Consider the following 20,952-nt stretch of genomic DNA (forward strand, 5'->3'; position numbering starts at 1 on the left):
AAATATTTTCCTATTTTGATTGAGAAGGGGGAGTTTGTTTCACATGACAGGTAATAGAAGATTCAAATGGCTTGTCTGCATTCTGGTCATGCTGACCGTACTGATGTCGGCGTGCGGCAGTCCAAGCAAGAGCAGTAACCCGGAAACGCCGCTAAGCGGCACCAATACGCCGACACCTGAACCGGGGGCTAAAGATCCTCCCGAAGGAACAACCGACACCGGTGCGAATGAGCTTGTGATTGCCTGGCTTTCTGATCCGCCATCCATGGACCCTCATATGTCGACGGACCAGCAAACGAGCGTAATGACAACGCATATTTATAACACGTTGGTGATTCATGATAAGGATCTGAACATTCAACCGGGGCTCGCCGAGAGCTGGAAGGCAATCGATGAATTGACCTGGGAGTTCAAGCTGAGACAAGGCGTGAAGTTTACGGACGGCTCTCCATTCAATGCAGAGGTGGTCAAAGCCAACATCGACCGTATGCAGGATCCGGAGGTTGCTTCTCCGCGCGCTTCGCTTGTGGGCATGATTAAAGAGGTTAAAGTCGTTGACGAATATACGGTGCAGCTCGTGACCGAGTATGCTTTCTCGCCGCTGCTTGCCCATCTGGCCCACTCTGCGGTCAGCATGGTTAGTGCGGAAGCCATCAAGCTGGATTACGAGAAGCTGAAGGCAGGCGAGAAGGCAGGTGCTTATCTGGCGCAGAACCCTGTTGGCACGGGTGTATTCAAACTAGAGAGCTGGAACCCGGGACAAGAAGTGAAGCTGGTGGCGAACGCCGATTATTGGGGAGATAAAGCGAAGGTTGAACGGGTCACGTTCAAGGTGGTGAGCGAAGAGGGAACGCGGATCGCGGAGCTGGAAACCGGTTATGCGCATATTATCGACCCGGTGTCGCCGAGCAGCATCAGCCGTATCGAGAGCACGGACGGCATGTCCCTGAACCGTCAGGCTTCGCTAAGCCTGTCTTATATCGGGTTTAATAACAACAAGGAGCCGTTTAACGATGTGCGGGTGCGACAAGCCCTGTCGATGGCCATCAATAAGGATGAAATCATTTCGGGCATCTACGAAGGCACGGGCATTCCTGCCGTCGGTCCACTGGCACCGGACGTGAACGGCTATGATGCTGCCGTTAAGCCGATCGAACATAACATCGACAAAGCGAAAGAGCTGTTGAAAGAGGCCGGATACGAGGGTGGCTTCTCGACGACCATCTGGACCAATGACAATCCGGAACGAATTAAGATCGCCGAGTACGTACAATCTAAGCTGAAGGAATTAAACGTCGAAGTCAAAATCGAAGTGGTCGAGTGGGGCGCATATTTGGCCCAAACGGCAGAAGGCAAGCATGACATGTTTGTTCTCGGCTGGTCCACGGTTACGGCCGATGCCGATTATGGCATGTATGAGTTGTTCCATTCCAAGAATGTAGGGGAGCCGGGCAACCGTACCTTCACGAAGGATCCGGAGCTGGATAAACTGCTGGATGCCGGGCGTAAAGAGAACGATCCGGAACAACGCAAGCTCATTTACAAGCAGGCGCAGGAGAAGCTGGTTGAGTTAGCGCCGATGCTGTATATCCATCATCAGGAGTATTTAAACGGAGTCAGCAGCAAGGTTGAAGGCTTCTGGCGGCATCCGAACGGCATCATGCAGCTGCATCAAGTGTCCATTCAGCCATAAGGATGTCCTGAAAGCTTCATAGCTTTGAAGCGTCATGATATAAAGAGGATTTACAGCAAGAGGCTCCTATCCGGGGGCCTCTTTTTCGGTGCTGGGACAGGAGATAGGGTTAACCAGCCAATGGTTCATGATCATCCTGGTCGGGAATCCGGATAGATCATACGGCTTGCGAGAGAGGAGAGGAGTCGATATGCTGTCTTGTTTTTTGATGTCAAAAGCATGTTGAAAATATTATATACGTTGACACGTATATATGCATTGGTGTATATTATAGCCATGAATACTTCAGCTATGCAATTAACCCTCTTCACGATCTCGGAGCCGAACCGCTTCAACATTGTTGAACTCTTAAAGCAAGGGTCGAGATCGGTCAGCGACATCGTAGAGACTTTGGGAATCGGCCAGCCTCAAGTATCCCGCCATCTGCGGATACTGAGCGAGGCCGGGCTCGTGAAAGTCCGCAAGAACGCACAGCAGCGCATTTATAGTCTCGAAGCCCAGCCGTTCCAGGAGCTGGACGTCTGGCTCGATTCGTTCAGCCGATTGTGGGAGGAGCGCCTCGACAAGTTCGAGGACTATATGAGCGACTTTAACGGAAAGGAGAGTTAAATCCATTCTTTTACTAGCTCCACAGGAAGATACGGCTCTGCACGCAGAGCCGATTTCACAGATTGGAGGAATTCACATGGGCAGGAAATCGACCATCATGAAAGACCGGGAGCAGCGGAGGCTGACCGTGGAGCGTGTCGTATCGATACCTCTGAAGCTGTCCTGGCAGGGATGGACGAAGCCGGAACACATCGAACGCTGGTGGGGACCAAAGAACTGGAATGCCACGGTATATGAGATGGATGTCAGACCGGGCGGCGTATGGCGCTACAGACTGGCTCCCGATGCGGCGGGCGAAGGGGAAGAAGCCTTCTGCAAGGCGACCTACTCCGAAGTGGCGGAGTTATCGAAGCTCGTTTATACGGATACATTTACCGATCAGGACTGGAACCCCGTTGCAGGCAGCGACATGTTGACCTCGGTTTCATTCGAAGCAGTCAAGGATGGGACCCGATTAAGCATCGTCACCCATTTTGCGAGCGTAGAGCAGCTGGAGGCTGCTGAAGGCATGGGAATGGTGGAAGGATATGCGGATACGCTGGAACGGTTTGAGAACGAAATAAGTTTTTACATAAAAGGACAATAAAAGGAGAGATGACATGAATTACGTTATGTCTAATGACGGTACCCGTATTTTTTATGAAAAGAAAGGGACTGGTCCGGCTGTCATTCTTGTAGCTGCCGCAGCTTCCGATCACAACGATACAACGCGTCTTGGAGGGTTTCTGTCTGAACATTTCACCGTGTACAATTATGACCGGCGGGGACGGGGCAGCAGTACGGATACGGCTCCCTATGCCGTTGAACGTGAGATCGAAGATATCGATGCCCTTATTCAGGAGGCGGGCGGCAGCGCGTATTTATTCGGAAGTTCCTCGGGCGCTGTTCTGGCACTGGATGCGGCGAGCAGACTTGGCGGCAGTAAAGTTAGTAAACTGTTTCTATACGAGCCGCCGTTTATCATTGACGACAGCCGCGCACCCGTACCGGCGGAATACGTGCAGCATTTGAATGCGCTGATGGCCGGGAGCAGGCGCAGCGAAGCCGTAGAGTATTTCATGACAGCAGCGCTGGGCATCCCCGCGGAATATGTAGAATTCATGAAGGCAGATCCTTCTTGGCAGGTCATGGAGGGCATGGCGCATACATTGGCCTATGACGGCATGATTATGGGGAGCACGCAATCCGGCCAACCGCTGCCGACGGATCGCTGGGATGTCGATGTCCCGGTCATGGTGATGACGGGCGAGAACAGCGGAGCTATGTTCCATGGGGCCGCGAGCGCATTGGTCGACTTGCTCCCTCAGTGCGAGCACCGAATGCTGCCTGGTCAGGACCATTCTGCCGTCGTGATGGCGCCGGAAGTGCTAGGTCCCGAGGTGTCGGGTTTTCTGTTGCCTTCGGCAAATCAAATTCCGGGATAAGCGTGCTTGGCTCATCAAGAAACCGTGCCCCTTTTAGGGCCACGGTTTCTTTGTTTCCCGTTCCCGTCGAAGTATTATTCGGTCTTCTCAAACGGCTCAATACAATGATGAAAGGCGCTGGTGCGAAACGGGCCGCGCCGTAATACAAAATGGACCTTGGAGCTGCAGTTGAAAACGCCACCGAGCAATCAATACCCTGAGATGCACCTGTTTGCACGGATTGTCAACGGTTATTTGGAAGATCTTAGGACAAGACCTATATGATGATGCTATAATTCTTATTAAGGACAAAGTGCGGTGGAGCGATCACGGCGTAGCCTCTCGTAAAGGGGGTGATACCATGATCGCCCTTGTGGAGCTGCTCGATATTCTCAAAGGTATTGCGACCATTCTGAGCATTGTGCTCAGTGTACGGAAGCTGTATCGCTGGATTCGTCGAAAGCTAAACAAGCGAAAACCCACCGTATAAAGGTTAGCGGCCTTCGGTGGGTTCTTCGTTAAGCTATCAAGTTAACTGAGCACGCCGTGGGGTTCCCCACAGCCTTTGTTCCTAAAGCCTTCACCGTTGGCGCGGTGAAGGCTTTATTTTTTATTATAGTTTGTATTACCTTGGGTTATACCTGTTTATAGTGCATATACGATGTATATATAACACAATCACTCTCTGTAATCATAATACCACAAAAGTGTTGACGTCGAACACAAAACTGAATACTTTTGTGTTCAGTTTCCTGAATATTACTCTCAAATGCGCCTTAAAACAACCAACTCTCCTTTCCTAAAAGGTACAAGTTACCAACGGAGAGTCTCTTTCCTACGGTGGACGGCGGTGAATTCGCATGGCCTGCTTTTTGCCATGACAAGCAAAGATTTTCTGGCCTGAGCAGGTATCACGATAAGTAATGACAAGGGGAAAATCCAAGCAAAATCTTGTCCCAGCAAAATAAGTAAATTTTATTAAAAATAAATCCATGTTATATTAAATTTACTAACGCCTTTGGAGAGGGGATAGGATTCATGAGTGGTTTGAAGGAAATTGCAAAGCTCGCGGAGGTCTCGGTGTCTACGGTGTCCAACGTGCTGAACGGGCGCAAGAACGTGGGGCGGGAGACGAGGGAGCGGGTGCTGAGGTTATGCTCGGAGCACGGCTATTTTCCGCAAAAGTCAACCAAATCCGATAAAAGCAACACGATTATATTCGTTTTCAGCGACTTTGATCGCGATTATTATTTAAAAATCATCAAGGGGATCAGCCATTGCCTCACGGAGAATGGATATGACCTCATCATCTGCACGAATAAATCCAGCACCAATTTTATGCGCAGCAAGTTTGCAAGCGGTACCATAAGCCTCGACCGGAACATGACAGACGAATATTTAGTCTCGGTAGCCACGCCGCAGTTCCCCGTCGTTCTCATGGATCGGATTATCGATAACGAGTATGCCAATACCAAAAGCGTGATCGTGGACAATTACCCCGTGATGTGCGAAATGGTTCAGGCGCTGGTGGATAAACAGTTCAGAACCTTTGGATATATTGGCGGACTGGAGTTTACCCTGGATCATAAGGAACGCTTCGCCGGATTTATGGATACGCTTTCGAAGAATGGCATCGCGTTTGACAGGCGGAATTACTTCCATGGCGATTACAGCGAGGAAAGCGGATATCAGGCGGCCAAGATCCTGATCCTGAGCAACGCATTGCCGGAAGTACTGGTCTGCGCTAACGACAATATGGCTCTGGGCGCGATCAAAGCTTTGGAAGAGAATGGCATACGGGTGCCGGAGGACATATCGATCACCGGCTTCGATAATTCGGACGCGGCGGCGATGGCCGGCTTGACGACCATTGCGATCCCGCGTTATGAAAGCGGTTATTTAGCGGCGAAGGAGCTGCTCGAGATGATCAAGGGCACGACGGGCAGGGAGCCCTTTAAACTGAATGCCACGATCCAGTGGAGAAAAACGGTGAGATAAACTTTATTTTTGCGACTAGTAAAATATCATAGATTTTACTAGTTTTTTTACTTAGTATTTTTATGAAAACGTGTACATTTTTTATTGACATTCTAGGTAAACCGCCCTATGATGGGTTTGTAAACGTTTTACTTTATAGAGTCCTTGAGGGGGAGGCGTGTCACTTGAAAAAAGTAAAAAAGGTATTGAGCATACTTACGGCAACGGCTTTGGTTGCGACACTCGCGGCCTGCGGCGGTACATCTGACAAAGATTCTGGAGCAGCAGCCGGAGGAGATGGGGGAGATAAGCTGAAGAAGATTACCCTTTTCCAATCGAAAGTCGAAATTACGGAACCTCTTGAAGCCTTGGTTAAAACCTATAAAGAAGAAACCGGCAACGAGGTTGAAGTATGGGGTGCCGCGGGCGACGCATATTCGCAGCAGCTGGTGGCGAAGCTCAGCAGCAACCAGGGACCGACGATATTCAGCGTAGCTCCTGGACCCGAGTCCGAGAAGCTGAAATCCTATTTTTCCGATTTGAGCGGCGAGGAGTACGTGAAGAACATTGCGCCCGACATGGAATTGAAGGTAGAAGATAAGACCGTCGGCGTTCCGTACGGCGTAGAAGGCTTCGGTCTCGTATATAACAAGGATCTGGTGGATCCGGCTAACATGAAGGACCTGGATTCCTTCACCAAGACGCTGGAGCAGCTGAAGGCTGACGGCAAGAACGGTTTGAGCCTGTCCCAGGAGGCTTACTTCCTGATCGGGCACATCATCAACACGCCGTTTGCGCTTCAATCCGATCCGCTTGCCTTCATCGACCAGCTGAACAAGGGCGAAGTGAAGATGGCCGACACGAAGGAGTTCCAGGAATGGGCGAAATTCATGGATGTCATCAAGGCCAACACCAAGAATCCGCTGGAAGTGAAATACGATAGCCAGATGGGCGACTTTGCAACGGAAAAAACGGCTATGGTGCATCAGGGCAACTGGAGTTATTCCATGCTTGCGGACTTCGGCGATTTCGGCTCCAAAGTCGGCATGATGCCGTTCCCGCTCGCCGGCAACGATAAGATCGCCGTAGGCGTAGCCAGCTATTGGGTCGTCAACAATCAAGCGGACGCTGAGGAAGTCAAAGCCGCAAACGCTTTCCTGAACTGGCTCTTCACGAGCGAGACGGGCAAGAAGGCCATCGTGGACGATTTCAAATTCATTCCGGCTTTAACGAACATTGAAGCAGGCGATCTGGATCCGTTGTCTCAAGCGGTGCACGAAGCAACCACGAAGGGCGAGACGATCACTTGGGCGCTGAACTTCTTCCCATCGGGTATCATTACCAACGATTTGGCTCCGGCTACGCAGGAGTACTTCATGAACCCGGGCATGACAGGCGAGCAGTTCCTGCAGAAACTCGATGAAGTATGGGCGAAAGCATCGAAATAATCTAATTGAAGCCGAAAGGCAATCATCTGATATCACAATTCCATGAAAACGAAAGCCTAGCCTCAGACGTTCTGATGATGAGCGTTAGGCTTTTGTTTTTTTCTAACACGACTTCAAGGTTTGATGCCGCCTTGCGGGAATCATCCGGAACGGAAAGAAGGTATGGATTATGAGCAAAAGAAAGGATAAAGCCTGGTTTGCCCTGTTTACGGTGCCGCTTCTGTTTATTTTCACGACCGTGGTCATCATCCCGTTCATTATCGGGATCGTGTACTCTTTCGTCAATTGGGACGGCATTCCGGCGAATCCGAAAGTATTCGTAGGGTTCGACAATTACGTTCAGCTGTTCCAGGACGACCGATTCCTGTCATCGGCTTGGCATACGGTTCAATTCACGCTGCTCGCGCTGGTATGCGTCAATGTACTGGGACTGGGCTTCGCGCTGCTGGTGACGACAAAGCTCCGCTCGAGAAATGCAGCGCGGACGATGTTTTTCATGCCGAACCTGATCGGCGGCCTGATTCTGGGTTACATCTGGCAGTTTATTTTTACGGATGCCTTCAGCTTCCTGGGCGAGAAAACCGGGCTCGACAGCGTGTTCTTTAACTGGCTGCTGCATCCGCAGTTTGCCCTGTACGCCATCGTTGCCGTATTCACCTGGCAGCTGGCGGGTTATACGATGATCATCTACATCGCGGGCATCCAGGGGATTCCGGATGAGCTGATGGAAGCGGCGAAGGTCGATGGCGCCAACCTGTGGCAGCGACTGAAGAGCATCGTGTTCCCGCTGTTAATGCCATCGTTCACAATCTGTCTGTTCCTGACGCTGTCCGGAGCGTTCAAAATTTATGACGTGAACCTGTCGTTGACCAAGGGCGGTCCGAGCAATGCGACGGAGATGTTTGCGATGAATATTTTCAACGAAATTTTCGCTTACGGTAATTATGGATTAGGTCAGGCGAAAGCGATTATCTTCTTCCTGATTGTGGCCGGACTCACGTTGACGCAAGTCATCATCACGAAGAGAAGAGAGGTGCAGATGTAATGAAGAAATCAGGCAAATGGCTGCTCGATATCCTGCTGTTCCTCGCCTCGCTGGTCTTCTTGTCTCCGGTCTTCATCATGCTGATCAACTCCTTTAAGGATCGTGCCGAGCTGTATGAGAATGCGCTTGCGCTACCTTCTTCCTTCAGCTTTGAGTATTATAAATCCGCGATGGAGAAGATGAATTTCTTCACGGCGCTAGGTAACTCGCTGTATGTCACCGTCATCTCGGTGATCATCGTCATCGTGCTCGCCTCCATGACGGCATGGATGCTGGTACGGACGGACAATAAGCTGAGCAAGGTCATTTTCTTCACGTTTGTGGCAACCATGCTGATTCCGTTCCAGACGCTGATGATGCCGCTGATGCAGGTGATGGACTGGATTCGCACCAATCTGCACATTCCGATGCTCAACACCCATGAGGGCTTGATCTATATGAACGTCGGCTTTACGTCCAGTATGGCGGTTTTCCTGTACCACGGGTTCATCAAATCCGTGCCCGTTGCGCTGGAGGAGGCGGCTACACTTGATGGCTGCTCCAAGCTGGGCGTGTTCTGGCGGATCGTGTTCCCGCTGCTGAAGAACATCAGCGTGACCATCGCGATCCTGAACGTCATCGCGCTGTGGAACGACTATCTGCTTCCATCGCTGACGCTGTCGGACAAAGGGCTGCGGACAATCCCGCTCTCGACCTTCTACTTCTTCGGAGAATTCACGATCGTGTGGAACCAGGCGATGGCCGGTCTGACGCTGACGATCATCCCGGTTGTCATTTTCTACGTTTTCGCGCAGAAATACATTATCAAAGGAATTGCCGCAGGTGCTGTGAAATGAGGCGGATCATTACGAGAGCCGATGATTATGCTTCCAGCCGTTCCGCCAATGCTGCGATTGCCAAGACCGTTGAGGCCGGATTCATCAAAAATGTGTCCATTATGGCGCCCGGTCCTTATCTTGCCGAGGCCGCGCAGCTGCTGGCGCATCGCAAGGACATCTGCTTCGGCTTCCATATGACGCTGAACGCCGAATGGGATAACGTACGCTGGGGACCTGTTGCCGCGAAGGAACAGGTTCCTTCGCTTGTCGATCGGGCCGGGTACTTCTATCAGGACCCGAGCTTGTTTCAACATCATCCGCCTTCGCTGCAGGAGATCCTTATGGAGTGCGAAGCGCAGCTGGATAAACTGACTGCGGCTGGCTTCAACATTTCTTACGCGGATTCCCATATGCTGCCCGAGCGCTTCATTCCCGGGCTGCAAGCGGAGTTGGACCGATGGATGGAAGCGAAGGGGCTTATAAACCACCACCGATATTACTACAACTTTTTCCCTGGCGGCGTTCCGGACGGGGCTGAGTCGTTTGAAAGGGTGCTCGGCGGCCTGACGGACGAACAGTACTTCTTCCTGTCCCATCCGGCGCTGTATTCGGAGGAAATGGTGCAGTGCGGCAATGCTCAAGTGGATGGGGAGGAGCTGGCACGAGGGCGTGATCAGGAGGCCGCTTTCCTTGCTCGGGAGGACTTGAACGAGATTAGCCAACGTTGGGGCTTCCGTGCCGTGCGATATGATGAAGCGGCGCCGATATCTGGTGTATAATGGAAGGGTCATGATGAATTTATCTTGTTATACAGGGAGAGGCGGAATAGGATGAACACGAACACGGTTCGATTATTGCCAAGAAGTACCCCCGAAAACCAAGGAATCTCATCTCAGTCCATCAAACGTTTTATCGGCTCGATTCAGGAGAAGGAGCTTGAGCTCCACAGCTTCATGCTGGTTCGGCACGGGCATTCCGTCGCGGAGGGCTGGTGGAAGCCGTACGACGCGGACAAACCGCATATGCTGTTCTCGCTAAGCAAGAGCTTTACCTCCACCGCGATTGGACTCCTGGTCCAGGAGGGCCGGATTACGCTGGAGGATCGGGTGATCGGCTTTTTCCCCGAAAATACGCCGAAGGATCCGTCCCCGAATCTGTCCGCGATGACGATACGCGATTTGCTGATTATGGGAACGGGACATGCCCAGGAGCCTCCCATCCAGTCCGATACTTGGGTGGATGATTTCTTCAAGCAAGCAGTCGAGCATGAACCTGGAACCCACTTTGTATATAACAGCGCAGCGACGTACATGCTCTCGGCCATTCTGCAGAAGGTCACCGGCATTACGCTGCTGGATTATTTGCAGCCCCGTCTGTTCGAACCGCTCGGCATTCAGGGGGCTGCATGGGAAAGCTGCCCGCAGGGAATCAACACCGGCGGCTGGGGTCTTAAGCTGAAGACCGAGGACATCGCCAAGTTTGGCCAGCTCTATCTTCAGAAGGGAGAATGGGATGGCCAGCGCTTGATTCCGGAGGCTTGGATTGAAGAAGCGACCTCCAAGCAGATATCCAACGGACCTGCGGATTCCACTTCGGACTGGACCGAAGGATACGGCTATCAATTCTGGATGTGCCGCCATGGAGCATACCGCGGCGACGGCGCGTTCGGACAATTCTGCATCGTGTTCCCGGAGCAGGATGCAGTCCTGGCGATTACTTCCGGCCTTGGAGATATGCAGGCCGTGCTGAATGAGGTATGGGAGCATCTGCTGCCGGCGATGGGAGCAGATCCGCTGCCGGCCGATGCCGATGCGGAAGCCTCCCTTGCCGGAACGCTGCAAGCGCTTAAGCTGGATCCGCCAAGCGAGGAGGCGTTATCTCCGATTGAGAAGGACGTATCCGGGATCGTCTATGATCTCGAAGAGAACGAGGAGAAGCTTCATTCGTTCTCCATCCGGTTTGAAGAGGATGGCGGGGTGATGGAGCTTACGGGGGAACATGGCGTCAACTCGATTGCCCTTGGCCGGAGCGAGTGGAAGTCGGGAACCACGAAGCTGATCATGATGGCGGATAACGAGTATGCTGCCTCCATGACCTGGAAGGATGACCGGACGCTGCAGCTGATCGTCAGGCTGACCGAGACGCCGTTCTACTTAACGACGGAATGCACCTTCAGCGAGGAAGGCATTCATCTTGCCTACTGGATGAACCAATCGTTTGAAGGCAAGGTAGTCCGGGAGATTAAGGGCAAAGCCAGGGCATAATGCCGATAAAACAAGGTATCAAAAACCTCTCCATGATCATGGAGAGGTTTTTTTGGCATGCCGTATTCAGAACCGTTCCGACACCACCTTCGGCTGCGTGAACAAGAGCAGGTAGTCGCGGCCGCCGGCTTTGGAATCCGTGCCGGACATATTGAAGCCGCCGAACGGGTGGGTGCCCACCAAGGCGCCGGTGCATTTCCGGTTCAAATACAGGTTGCCGACATGGAAATCGCGCCGTGCCTGCTCCAGATGCGCGCGGTTGTTCGAGATCACCGCGCCGGTCAGCCCATAATCGGTATTATTGGCGAATTGAATCGCTTCGTCGAAGGAGGCTGCCTTCGTGAAGGCCACCACTGGGCCGAAGATTTCCTCCTGGGAAATACGGGCAGTGCTGTCCACGTCCGCAAAAATCGTAGGCTGAATGAAATACCCCTCCGGATCGCCCGGAAATCCGCCGAGTACCAGCTTGCCCTCGCTTTTACCGATTTCGATATAGTCGAGAATTTTACGGTACGCCTTATCGTCGATGACGGGTCCCACCTGAGCCTCGGCATGGGAGGGGCTTCCGATCACCAGCTTCTTGGAGCGCTCGATGACCTTCTGCAGCACGGTATCATAGACGTCCTCATGCACGATGGCTCTGGAGCAGGCGGAGCATTTCTGGCCGGAGAAGCCGAAGGCCGAAGCGGTAATCGCATCCGCAGCAAGGTCCAAATCGGCTTCGTTGTCCACGATGATGGCGTCTTTCCCGCCCATTTCGGCGATGACGCGCTTGATCCATCGCTGCCCCGGCTGCGTTTTGGCCGCACGCTCTTGAATTCGCAGTCCAACGTCGCGGGATCCCGTAAAGCTGACAAACCTGGTCAAAGGGTGATCCACCAAATAATCGCCCACTTCCTGACCCGGACCAGGCAGGAAGTTAACGACACCCGGAGGCAGGCTGACTTCTTCCAGAAGCTGCACGAATTTGGCGGCTATGACCGGGGTGGTGCTCGCCGGCTTCAGCACAACGGTGTTGCCGGAGACGATGGCCGCCGTGGTCATGCCGGCCATAATCGCGAGCGGGAAGTTCCACGGCGGAATGACGATGCCGACGCCAAGCGGGATGTAATCGAGATGATTCTCTTCCTCCTCGTGGACCGTCAGCGGCTGGGGCGCGCTCAGGCGCTGCATTTCGCGGGCATAGAACTCCATGAAATCAATCGCTTCGGCCGTATCCGCGTCCGCTTCGGCACGCGTCTTGCCGGCTTCGAGGGTCATCAGCGCGGAGAACTCGAGCTTGCGCCGCCGCATGATCGCCGCGGCCTTGAACAGGTAGCGTGCCCGCTCATTCGGCTCGGTGTGCTTCCACGTCTCGAAGGTACGCGCCGCCGTCTGAATGGCTTGCTCGGCAAGCTCGGTATCCGCTTGGGACACCACGCCGATAACCTGGCGTTTGCGCGACGGATTGACCGATTTTGCGGTACGTTCCGTATGGATTTTGGCACCGCCGATAACCAAGGGGTACGATTGGCCAAGCTCGGCTTCGACCCCGGATAACGCCGCATCGTATAACCTGTTGTTCCACTCGTTGTTGAAGTCCATAAATGGTTCGTTCCGAAAAGGTGCTCGCATGGGAGGCCCCTCCTTAACATGATATGAATCGAAGCTTCAGGCCGATGGTCCAGCTGCGGATCGTCATGGTGGCATGGTTAGCATCTCCTGGTGAAAACCTCTATTTAAATATGTATGTCTTCCTGCATGCCGTCATGATTTTTGCATATGAGTTAGATAGAGTGCATTTTGGTTTACCTTGCAAAGGGGGCGCGCGCATGGACGGAACCGAGCTGTACCGTAAAGTGATCCTGACGGTGTCCGGCAATAAACTCGTGAAATGGCTGTCGATCAAGTACGGCCGGAAATTGGCTGGCCGATTCATTGCCGGCGATACCTTGGATGAGGCGCTGGACGAAATCGAGAGGCTGAACGCGAAGGGCATTCTCGTTACGCTGGATCATTTGGGGGAGGGCATTACGACGCTGGACGAAGCGGCCGGGTACCGAGAGGAATATTTGAAGCTGGTGGAAGGGATTGCGAAGCGCGAAGTGCAATCGAACGTATCCTTGAAACCGACACAGATGGGCATGGCCCTGGACCCCGAGAAGGCTTACGAAAACATCAGGTCAGTGGTAAGAAAGGCAAAAGAGTACCGGAACTTCGTTCGCCTGGACATGGAGGATTCGCCGTATACCCAGGCGACCATCGATATGACGCTCCGCCTCCATAAGGAGGGGCTGACGAATGTGGGGACCGTGATGCAGGCCTACTTGTTCCGTACGGAGGAGGACGTGAAGAACCTGCTCAGGGCCGGCGTTAATCTGCGGCTGGTGAAGGGGGCGTACAAAGAACCGGGGACCATCGCCTTTCAGCAGAAGCGGGAGGTCATTGACAACTACAAGAAATTGATTAAAATGCATTTCGACCAAGGTTCCTACGTCGCGATTGCCTCGCATGATGACAACATCATCGACTGGGTGAAGGTATTTGCCGAACAGAGTCGCATCGACAAACAGGACTATGAATTTCAGATGCTGTACGGACTGCGGATGAACGATCAAGCAGCGCTTGCGCAGGACGGCTACCGTATCCGGTGTTATATGCCCTACGGAACGATGTGGTATCCGTATTTCACCCGGCGGCTGGCGGAGAAGCCGGCCAACCTGATGATGGTGCTTAAGAATATGTTCAAGTGAGCGCGATCCGATTAAAGAACCCCGTCAAAACCGCCTGATGAAATAAGTGGCTTTTTGACGGGGTTCTTTATGGTTTCAAAAAAACAGCATCAGACTGCCTTGAAGTCTGCCATTCGTGTATTAACGGCTGAGCTGTCGATAACGTCGAACCGACATTGGAAGGAATATCGCAATTAGCGCGATAGGCCATACGATCGACAGCATGACCGAATGCTCTGACATCCACGAGTTTCCTTGCCAACCCGGATTTAAGAACAGTTCCCTGGCTGATGAAGACGTTGCCGATAACGGATTCCACTCGGCGATTGCCCCTAGCCAAGCCGGCATCGTAGAAGGATCAACGAAGACGTTCGACAGAAATCCCACTGGCCAGACCAACAATTGTACGGCGGATACGATGTGAGGGCTTTTGGCTATCAGGCCAATGTAAATGCCGACCCAAAGCAACGCAAACCGGAGAAGCAGTAGTAGCAATACCGCTAATAAGGCATTGCCCAAGCCGTCATGCCAACGCCAGCCCAGCAGGAGACCGGATGCGATGAGCACCGCCAGCCCGATAACAGAGTTCAGCATATCAGCAGCACAACGTCCGATTACAACGGCGGAAGCGTTCATGGGCATCGAACGAAAACGGTCTGTTACCCCTTTTGAAGCATCTGAGGTGACCGCCATTACGGTGCTTTCTACCCCGAAGAGCATCGTCATGGCATACATGCCGGGCATCAGGAATTCAAAATATGCTCCCCCATCAGGGACGACGATCGCTCCACCGAAGAGCAGACCGAACATGAGAACCATCAAAACGGGAAATAACCAGTTGATGATGATAACGCCTGGTTGTCCCCGCCAGTGCAAGAGTTCGCGTTGAGCAAGGACCCATACATCACTGATCGTATAACGGAATCTCGTTCCAAGTGAGTGGGAGACTGCAGCAGGTTCGATATCTTGTGGATTGGGAATCATTCTGCCACCTCCTGTGTCTGCAAGACTTCTGGCCTGCCCGTAAAGTGGATGAATACTTCATCGAGCGTCGGCCTCCGCAGGACAATATCTTTAGGTTCAATTCCGGCATCGGAAAAGGCGGCAGCAGCTCTAACCAGCGATCCTGTGCGGTCCGTCACCGGCACGCTTAACCGGTTCCCGGTTTCGTCAATCATAATGGACGGCCCGGCTATCTGCTGGAGCATGGGGATGGCGTTGTTGAAGTCATGGCTATTGTATAGGACGACTTCCAGCCGATCCCCGCCGAAGGAGGATTTCAGTTCATCCGACGTTCCCTCGGCGATGATGCGTCCGGATTTAAGTATGGATATGCTGTCGGCGAGTTGATCGGCCTCCTCTAGATATTGGGTTGTCAGCAGCACGGTGGACCCCGCATCTCTCAAAGATCGAATGGATTTCCATACCTCCTGCCTGGCTAGGGGATCGAGGCCAGTCGTCGGCTCGTCGACAAAAAGAACCTCCGGCGACACGATTAAGCTTGCAGCCAGATCAAGGCGCCGCCGCATGCCGCCGGAGTATTTAGCGACCTGCATATTTCCGGCATCGGTAAGCTCAAATTGGTTCAACAATTCTTCTGCGCGCGATCGAGCTTGCCTTGAGGTTAATCGGCTTAAACGTCCGAACATTTCTAGATTCCTCCTTCCCGTAAGAAGTTCATCGATGGCGGCATACTGACCAACCAAGCCGATCTTTTCACGTACCCTGTGACCCTGGGTTTTTACATCAAATCCGGCAACGGCCGCACTCCCGCTGTCGGGCTGGAGCAGCGTCGTGAAGACTTTGACGGCTGTCGTTTTACCGGCCCCGTTAGGGCCGAGTAGTCCGTAAATCGTTCCCTTCGGAACTCCTAGGGTGAGTCCGTTCAGTCCGGGTCCTTCCTTCAAGCCTCCGTAATGCTTGGTTAAATGATGGGCTGCTATCGCAAGCTCACCTGATACCATGGCTTAGTCCTCCTTCAATGAAACTCGAGTGAGAGTGGCAGAGATGAGATATCATTGGCATGCCAACACCATCTCGTACATCATACCGTACAGTGTACGATTTGTGTGTGCGCTTTGTCAATCCTTGATTTGGAAGCCCATGTATAAATTCGGGATGTTTCATTACGTAAGGCGTTGTATGTTAAAATGTCGATATATTAATTTCGGATAGGAGTCAATGCGGATATGAGCGTTAACAAACGAGGAAATGATCCTGCTCGAGGCTTGAATCTTCTGTGGGGCCCTCAGTCGGTTCCGGGACGCACGGGGCTGACGATTCGGAAAATCGTGTTGGCAGGGATGGAAATCGCGGATGTTGACGGCATCGAGCAGTTGTCGATGCGCAAAGTGGCAGAGCGGCTAGGCGTAGGGGCTATGTCCTTGTATACCTATGTTCCCGGGAAATCCGAGCTGCTGGAGTTGATGCTGGATACGGCGAACGCTGACCTATACGCCTCAGAGAATATTTTATCGGACTGTAAGGGAGATTGGCGCGAAGCGGTCCGTTTTATCGCGAAGACGAATTGGGATCTTTGCATGAGACACCCGTGGATCGTGGATTTAACCGGCAGGAGACCGGTTCTAGGCCCTAACTTGATTCTGAAGTACGAGCTGGAGCTACGTGCTATGGAGGGTATCGGCTTGACCGATATCGAGATGGACTCTACCTTATCACTCATACTTATGCATGTGGAGAGCTGCGCCAGATTGAGAAACAGCATGGTCTCTACGCAAATCAACACGGGAATGGACGACGATGAATGGTGGCTTAGCTATTCGCCGGCTCTGGCAAGAATTGTGGAGTGGGAGAGGTTTCCGGTTGCATCCCGCGTTGGAGAAGCTGCCGGTCAGGCACACCAGAATGCATACAATCCGGAGCATGCTTATGCTTTTGGGTTGGAGCGGATCATCGAAGGAACCGGAGTATTAATTGAGAACGGGAAAACTGCCCAATCCAAGGGAAACGGGGACAGTAGCTCTCTGTAGCTGCTGTCCCTAGAAATGATAATACGCCTCCGAGCAATCCATCAGGAAGGAACGCTCCAGCGGCAGACTGCCTAACCGCTTCCGGCTAATGTGCTGATGCTGATTGGCCTCTAGATCGGCGAGGGCCGATACCGCCAACAGCATCCGTACGGATCCCCATTGCTGCTTTTGGACATAGCGAATGGCTTCCATCACGTGCATGCCTCTCAGCCTTGAGAATACGGATGCCCAGCGAACCAGATCCGCAAACTCTCTCGTGCTGGGCAGCGCATATTCGGCATACCCGGATGCGTTTTTACAGCTGATTTTGAACAAGCCGCAGTTCCTGCTGTGATCGCTCCAGGGGATAAAACGTTCAGCCGAACCCCGGTCGAAACGAAATATCTCCATATGGCGGATAGTCTCTTCACCTAATGCAGGCACTGCGGTTTCGATGACGGGTGTAAGTGCTGCCTCGATGAGTTTCGTCATGATATGATCTACGCTCCTTTATAAACATGTTATATGCACGGCAAATAGGCCTGGTGAGCAGAGATACCCCGCTCTCCAGGCCTATTTATGGTTAGAGGCCCAATTCCGGCGGCCGCTATGCCAAAGCTTGGACGGTATTCTCTCTCAAAACGCTCCTACGAGGTTAGCTGACGGATTCGGGCTGAGAGCACCCTACCACTGGGCCCTTTCGATCCTTGGCGCAGCGGATTCACCCCATTCACCAATCGAAAATTTGGCGATTTTGGTTCCCCCGTCTCCCGGTCTGTCGGGAGCTCAGCGAATAACATGTGTTTCTTAAATAGATGCACTGAATCATACGCCGGACGAACGCAAAAGTAAATGACCGTTTGTGACGCGTACACTCTGAAAATAGATGAAAACGGCAAAAGAAAACGCGTACAAACCATCCTGTCATCTATTATCGTGGCAAAATCTCGGTATCTCGTTGGATTGCGATAAATACGAGAAAACAAGAGAAATACATAGTATAGAGCAGTATTCGGAAGATAAAAACGAAATACTGCTTGGTTCCTGTTCGACACAACGCCAGATGTGTTTTTGCTCACATTTACATCCTGCAGGGCCGGTCGTATGATACGAACTATGAGTTGACGGTCATCAACGACCAAGGCTTACGGACAGTCGTTCCATAAAGATCTAAAGGCAGTGTGAGAGCTGCGCCGGGTTCATTATGGATCGAATCTTAGGAGAAGGTACCATGGGCCTTGCTGAGATTTGAAGGTAGAGGCGACTCTCACCGCGTAAACCTCCTGTCGCTGCTGTTATGCCCAGTCGGACGACAAGTCAAATCGCAATAAAATTACTGCTACTCGTATTCAATTTTCGCTGAGTCCTTGAATGGAAAAGGAACGGGGGAACCAGTCGGGAGATAAATCTGATCTCTCTGGGGTGAATCCTATAGACAAGATAACGGTCTATGGGTAGGGCGACTCTCACGCCCGAATCCGTCAGCTAACCTCGTAAGCGTATCGAGAGAGGCAACGATTGTCGTGGACTTGGGCTACGGTGTATTTCACCGTGTCCTGTTAAGAAGCCTGCGGGAAGAGTTCTTCTCTTTCCGCAGGCTTCTTTGTTGTTGCCTTCTCTTTCTGACCTTAGGAGGAGAAACGAAGATGGAGAAACCACAGGAATACATCCTGGTATCCGCGCCGAACAAGGCCGGGGAGGAATTCGTCCGCCAGCTGATGCACAAACGTGTTCCGTTTGCGGCCATAGCCAACAACCGGGCTGAGCAGCTGAGGCTGCGAGAACTGGGCTGCAAACCCATCATTTTGATTGATACAAGAGACGAGCAGACCTGGATCATTCCCGAGTTTCCCGTCAGCAAGGTGTTTCTGTTCGAAAGCAGCTTGAATCTGTGCTGCCGCTATTTACGGATCTGCCGGACATGGACCGCGGAGTCGATTTATGTGATCACCCATTCCGGCAATCCGCGCTTGATATACAAAGGGCTGGGTGCCGATGTGGTGCTTCATACGAATCATCATCAGGTGTCCTTTCTGATGGCAGCCGTTATGAGCTAAGCGTTTGGACTGACGCCACAAGAGTTAGGGGAGGTTACATTCATGCAGGATTTAGTTATGGTACTCATTTTGGGAGGAACCTACGGACTGCTCATGCTGTTTATGTCCTGGTGCGGGCGCGTGGTTTCGGAACCGGAGGCTGATCAGCCGTGATGATCATGTTGATATTCACGATTTTTATTTTTCTCTATTTGATTTATGCGCTGATTCACCCTGAAAAATTCTAGGGAATCGGCTGAAGGAGGAAGGCATTCGTCATGGGCATTTTACAAATTGCCATCGTTATACTCGTTCTGGTGCTGCTGGTCAAGCCGCTGGGAACTTATCTATATCAGGTGTTTCGCAATGAAAGCAATGGAACGGACAGATGGTTCTCCTGGGCGGAGAAACCGATCTTTGCTCTGATCGGCTTAAAAGAACGCAAGGGGATGACATGGAAAGGATATGCCGTCAGCTTTGTGTTGACGAATATCGTGCTGGTTGCGGCGGGCTACTTGATTCTGCGGCTGCAGAAGGTGCTGCCGCTGAACCCGAACGGCATCGGCCATATGGAACCGACCTTGTCGTTCAACACCATTATCAGCTTCATGACCAATACGAATCTTCAGCATTACAGCGGCGAGTCGGGATTGTCTTATCTGGCCCAGATGGCCGTCATTACGATGATGATGTTCACGTCCGCGGCGACCGGGCTGTGCGTGGCGATTGCTTTTATCCGGGCGGTGACCAGCAAGGGCATGACCGTCGGCAACTTTTTTGAGGACTTCGTTAAGGCGCATACCCGGGTATTCATTCCGGCTGCCTTCATCATTGCGATGGCGCTGGTGGCGCTGCAGGTGCCGCAGACACTGAAGCCTACGCTCAGCGTCACGACGCTGGAAGGTAGCGAGCAGCAAATAGCGGTGGGTCCGGTGGCCGCGCTCGAATCGATCAAGCATCTTGGCACCAATGGGGGCGGGTTTATGGGGGCCAACTCGTCGCATCCGTTCGAGAACCCGTCCCCGCTGACCAATGTGATCGAGATTCTATCCATGTGGTGCCTCGGGGCGGCGCTTCCTTACACATTTGGTTTGTTCGGGAAGAGCCGCAAGCAGGGCTGGATTATTTTCTCGGTAATGATGACCTTGTTTATCGGCTTCCTGTCCCTGAACTACGCTGCCGAAACCAACGGCAACCCGGCATTAAACCAGCTGGGCATCGACGCCTCGCAAGGCAGCATGGAGGGCAAAGAGTTCCGGTTCGGGATCGCCCAATCCTCCCTGTTTACGACGGTGACAACCGCAGCCACGACCGGGTCGGTCAACAACATGCATGATACGCTCACGCCGCTCGGCGGGATTACGCCGCTGTCCCTGATGATGCTGAATTCCGTTTTTGGCGGAAAAGGCGTCGGGCTGATGAATATGCTCATGTACGCGATCCTGGCGGTGTTCCTGGCCGGTCTTATGGTTGGCCGTACCCCCGAATTTCTCGGCAGAAAAATCGAGGCCCGGGAAATGAAGCTGGTTGCGGTTGTCATTCTGGTACACCCATTGATTATCCTTGCTCCTACGGCGCTCGCGCTCATGACGGATGCGGGACAGGCGGGCATTGCCCATTCGGGCTTTCACGGCATCTCGCAGGTGCTTTACGAATACACGTCATCCGCGGCCAATAACGGCTCCGGGTTTGAGGGCCTTGCGGATAACACGCCGTTCTGGAACATCAGCACTGGACTGGTCATGCTGATCGGGCGCTACATTTCGATGATCGCCCTGCTGGCGGTTGGCGGCTCGCTAATGCGGAAGCAGTGGGTTCCCGAGACGCTCGGGACGTTCCGGACAGATAATAAGCTCTTTGCCGGCATTCTCATCGCGGTGGTCCTGATCATCGGTGCCTTGACCTTCCTGCCTGTGCTGGTGCTGGGACCGATTGCCGAGCATCTGACGATTCGTTAAATAGAAAAGGTGGCCTATTAC

At 52.6% G+C, this 20,952-nt stretch carries 20 protein-coding genes and 2 riboswitches; of the genes, 16 read left to right on the forward strand and 4 right to left on the reverse strand.

Annotated features, from left to right (window positions below):
* Window positions 1-43 precede the first annotated feature (43 nt).
* The 11 genes from M1D70_RS02160 to M1D70_RS02210 all read left to right on the forward strand — a co-directional run bounded on the left by M1D70_RS02160 (window position 44) and on the right by M1D70_RS02210 (window position 11,257).
* Window positions 44-1,693: a glutathione ABC transporter substrate-binding protein gene (locus M1D70_RS02160; protein WP_456289004.1), complete on the forward strand. Its 1,650-nt coding sequence runs from the start codon at window positions 44-46 to the stop codon at window positions 1,691-1,693.
* A 276-nt stretch (window positions 1,694-1,969) separates the two neighbouring features.
* Window positions 1,970-2,302 carry an ArsR/SmtB family transcription factor gene (locus tag M1D70_RS02165; protein ID WP_246059744.1) on the forward strand — a complete coding sequence of 111 codons (333 nt, stop codon included), beginning with the start codon at window positions 1,970-1,972 and terminating at the stop codon, window positions 2,300-2,302.
* 76 nt (window positions 2,303-2,378) lie between these two features.
* A complete protein-coding gene (locus tag M1D70_RS02170) occupies window positions 2,379-2,888 on the forward strand; it encodes an SRPBCC family protein (RefSeq protein ID WP_009595908.1) in 510 nt (169 codons plus the stop codon).
* Between the two features lie 13 nt (window positions 2,889-2,901).
* Entirely contained in the window at window positions 2,902-3,726 is an 825-nt protein-coding gene (locus M1D70_RS02175) for an alpha/beta fold hydrolase (protein WP_456289005.1), read from the forward strand.
* Window positions 3,727-4,066: 340 nt separating this feature from the next.
* Entirely contained in the window at window positions 4,067-4,195 is a 129-nt protein-coding gene (locus tag M1D70_RS02180) for a hypothetical protein (protein WP_009595889.1), read from the forward strand.
* Window positions 4,196-4,743: 548 nt separating this feature from the next.
* Entirely contained in the window at window positions 4,744-5,703 is a 960-nt protein-coding gene (locus M1D70_RS02185) for a LacI family DNA-binding transcriptional regulator (RefSeq protein ID WP_456289006.1), read from the forward strand.
* Window positions 5,704-5,867: 164 nt separating this feature from the next.
* Window positions 5,868-7,130 (forward strand): ABC transporter substrate-binding protein, encoded by a 1,263-nt coding sequence (locus M1D70_RS02190; protein ID WP_456289007.1) that lies wholly within the window; start codon window positions 5,868-5,870, stop codon window positions 7,128-7,130.
* Window positions 7,131-7,299: 169 nt separating this feature from the next.
* Window positions 7,300-8,175 carry a carbohydrate ABC transporter permease gene (locus tag M1D70_RS02195; RefSeq protein ID WP_009595871.1) on the forward strand — a complete coding sequence of 292 codons (876 nt, stop codon included), beginning with the start codon at window positions 7,300-7,302 and terminating at the stop codon, window positions 8,173-8,175.
* Window positions 8,175-9,011, forward strand: coding sequence for a carbohydrate ABC transporter permease (locus M1D70_RS02200; RefSeq protein ID WP_009595886.1), 837 nt, complete (start codon window positions 8,175-8,177; stop codon window positions 9,009-9,011). The genes M1D70_RS02195 and M1D70_RS02200 overlap by 1 nt, the downstream gene beginning before the upstream one ends.
* Window positions 9,008-9,772 carry a polysaccharide deacetylase family protein gene (locus M1D70_RS02205; protein WP_009595861.1) on the forward strand — a complete coding sequence of 255 codons (765 nt, stop codon included), beginning with the start codon at window positions 9,008-9,010 and terminating at the stop codon, window positions 9,770-9,772. Before M1D70_RS02200 ends, M1D70_RS02205 begins: the two co-directional genes overlap by 4 nt.
* 51 nt (window positions 9,773-9,823) lie before the next feature.
* A complete protein-coding gene (locus M1D70_RS02210) occupies window positions 9,824-11,257 on the forward strand; it encodes a serine hydrolase domain-containing protein (protein ID WP_456289008.1) in 1,434 nt (477 codons plus the stop codon).
* A gap of 66 nt (window positions 11,258-11,323) precedes the next feature.
* Here the strand turns inward: M1D70_RS02210 and pruA are convergent, their stop codons facing one another.
* Complete coding sequence (gene pruA, locus M1D70_RS02215) at window positions 11,324-12,871, reverse strand: L-glutamate gamma-semialdehyde dehydrogenase (protein WP_009595873.1); 1,548 nt, start codon at window positions 12,869-12,871, stop codon at window positions 11,324-11,326.
* Window positions 12,872-13,068: 197 nt separating this feature from the next.
* On the opposite strand from pruA, the gene M1D70_RS02220 reads away from it, so the two are divergent.
* On the forward strand, window positions 13,069-13,989 hold the full coding sequence (locus M1D70_RS02220) for a proline dehydrogenase family protein (RefSeq protein WP_456289009.1): 921 nt from the start codon (window positions 13,069-13,071) through the stop codon (window positions 13,987-13,989).
* A gap of 120 nt (window positions 13,990-14,109) precedes the next feature.
* Here M1D70_RS02220 and M1D70_RS02225 read toward each other — a convergent pair whose 3' ends face one another.
* The gene (locus M1D70_RS02225) at window positions 14,110-14,952 is read right to left on the reverse strand and encodes an ABC transporter permease (RefSeq protein WP_009595877.1); all 843 of its coding nucleotides are present in this window, start codon (window positions 14,950-14,952) and stop codon (window positions 14,110-14,112) included.
* Window positions 14,949-15,932, reverse strand: a complete 984-nt coding sequence (locus tag M1D70_RS02230) for a daunorubicin resistance protein DrrA family ABC transporter ATP-binding protein (RefSeq protein WP_009595903.1) — start codon at window positions 15,930-15,932, stop codon at window positions 14,949-14,951. Before M1D70_RS02230 ends, M1D70_RS02225 begins: the two co-directional genes overlap by 4 nt.
* A gap of 225 nt (window positions 15,933-16,157) precedes the next feature.
* On the opposite strand from M1D70_RS02230, the gene M1D70_RS02235 reads away from it, so the two are divergent.
* Window positions 16,158-16,958, forward strand: coding sequence for a TetR/AcrR family transcriptional regulator (locus M1D70_RS02235; protein WP_009595902.1), 801 nt, complete (start codon window positions 16,158-16,160; stop codon window positions 16,956-16,958).
* A gap of 9 nt (window positions 16,959-16,967) precedes the next feature.
* On the opposite strand, the gene M1D70_RS02240 is transcribed toward M1D70_RS02235, so the two are convergent.
* Complete coding sequence (locus M1D70_RS02240; protein ID WP_012818647.1) at window positions 16,968-17,429, reverse strand: hypothetical protein; 462 nt, start codon at window positions 17,427-17,429, stop codon at window positions 16,968-16,970.
* A 134-nt stretch (window positions 17,430-17,563) separates the two neighbouring features.
* Window positions 17,564-17,739: riboswitch (cyclic di-AMP (ydaO/yuaA leader) on the reverse strand.
* A gap of 545 nt (window positions 17,740-18,284) precedes the next feature.
* Window positions 18,285-18,453: riboswitch (cyclic di-AMP (ydaO/yuaA leader) on the forward strand.
* A gap of 130 nt (window positions 18,454-18,583) precedes the next feature.
* On the opposite strand from M1D70_RS02240, the gene M1D70_RS02245 reads away from it, so the two are divergent.
* From M1D70_RS02245 to kdpA, 3 genes are all read left to right on the forward strand, one after another.
* Window positions 18,584-18,994: a hypothetical protein gene (locus M1D70_RS02245; RefSeq protein ID WP_009595887.1), complete on the forward strand. Its 411-nt coding sequence runs from the start codon at window positions 18,584-18,586 to the stop codon at window positions 18,992-18,994.
* 158 nt (window positions 18,995-19,152) lie between these two features.
* Window positions 19,153-19,221 (forward strand): potassium-transporting ATPase subunit F, encoded by a 69-nt coding sequence (locus M1D70_RS02250; RefSeq protein ID WP_353057785.1) that lies wholly within the window; start codon window positions 19,153-19,155, stop codon window positions 19,219-19,221.
* Between the two features lie 30 nt (window positions 19,222-19,251).
* The gene (gene kdpA, locus M1D70_RS02255; RefSeq protein WP_456289010.1) at window positions 19,252-20,931 is read left to right on the forward strand and encodes a potassium-transporting ATPase subunit KdpA; all 1,680 of its coding nucleotides are present in this window, start codon (window positions 19,252-19,254) and stop codon (window positions 20,929-20,931) included.
* Window positions 20,932-20,952 lie beyond the last annotated feature (21 nt).

The sequence above is a fragment of the Paenibacillus sp. AK002 genome (assembly GCF_053903045.1).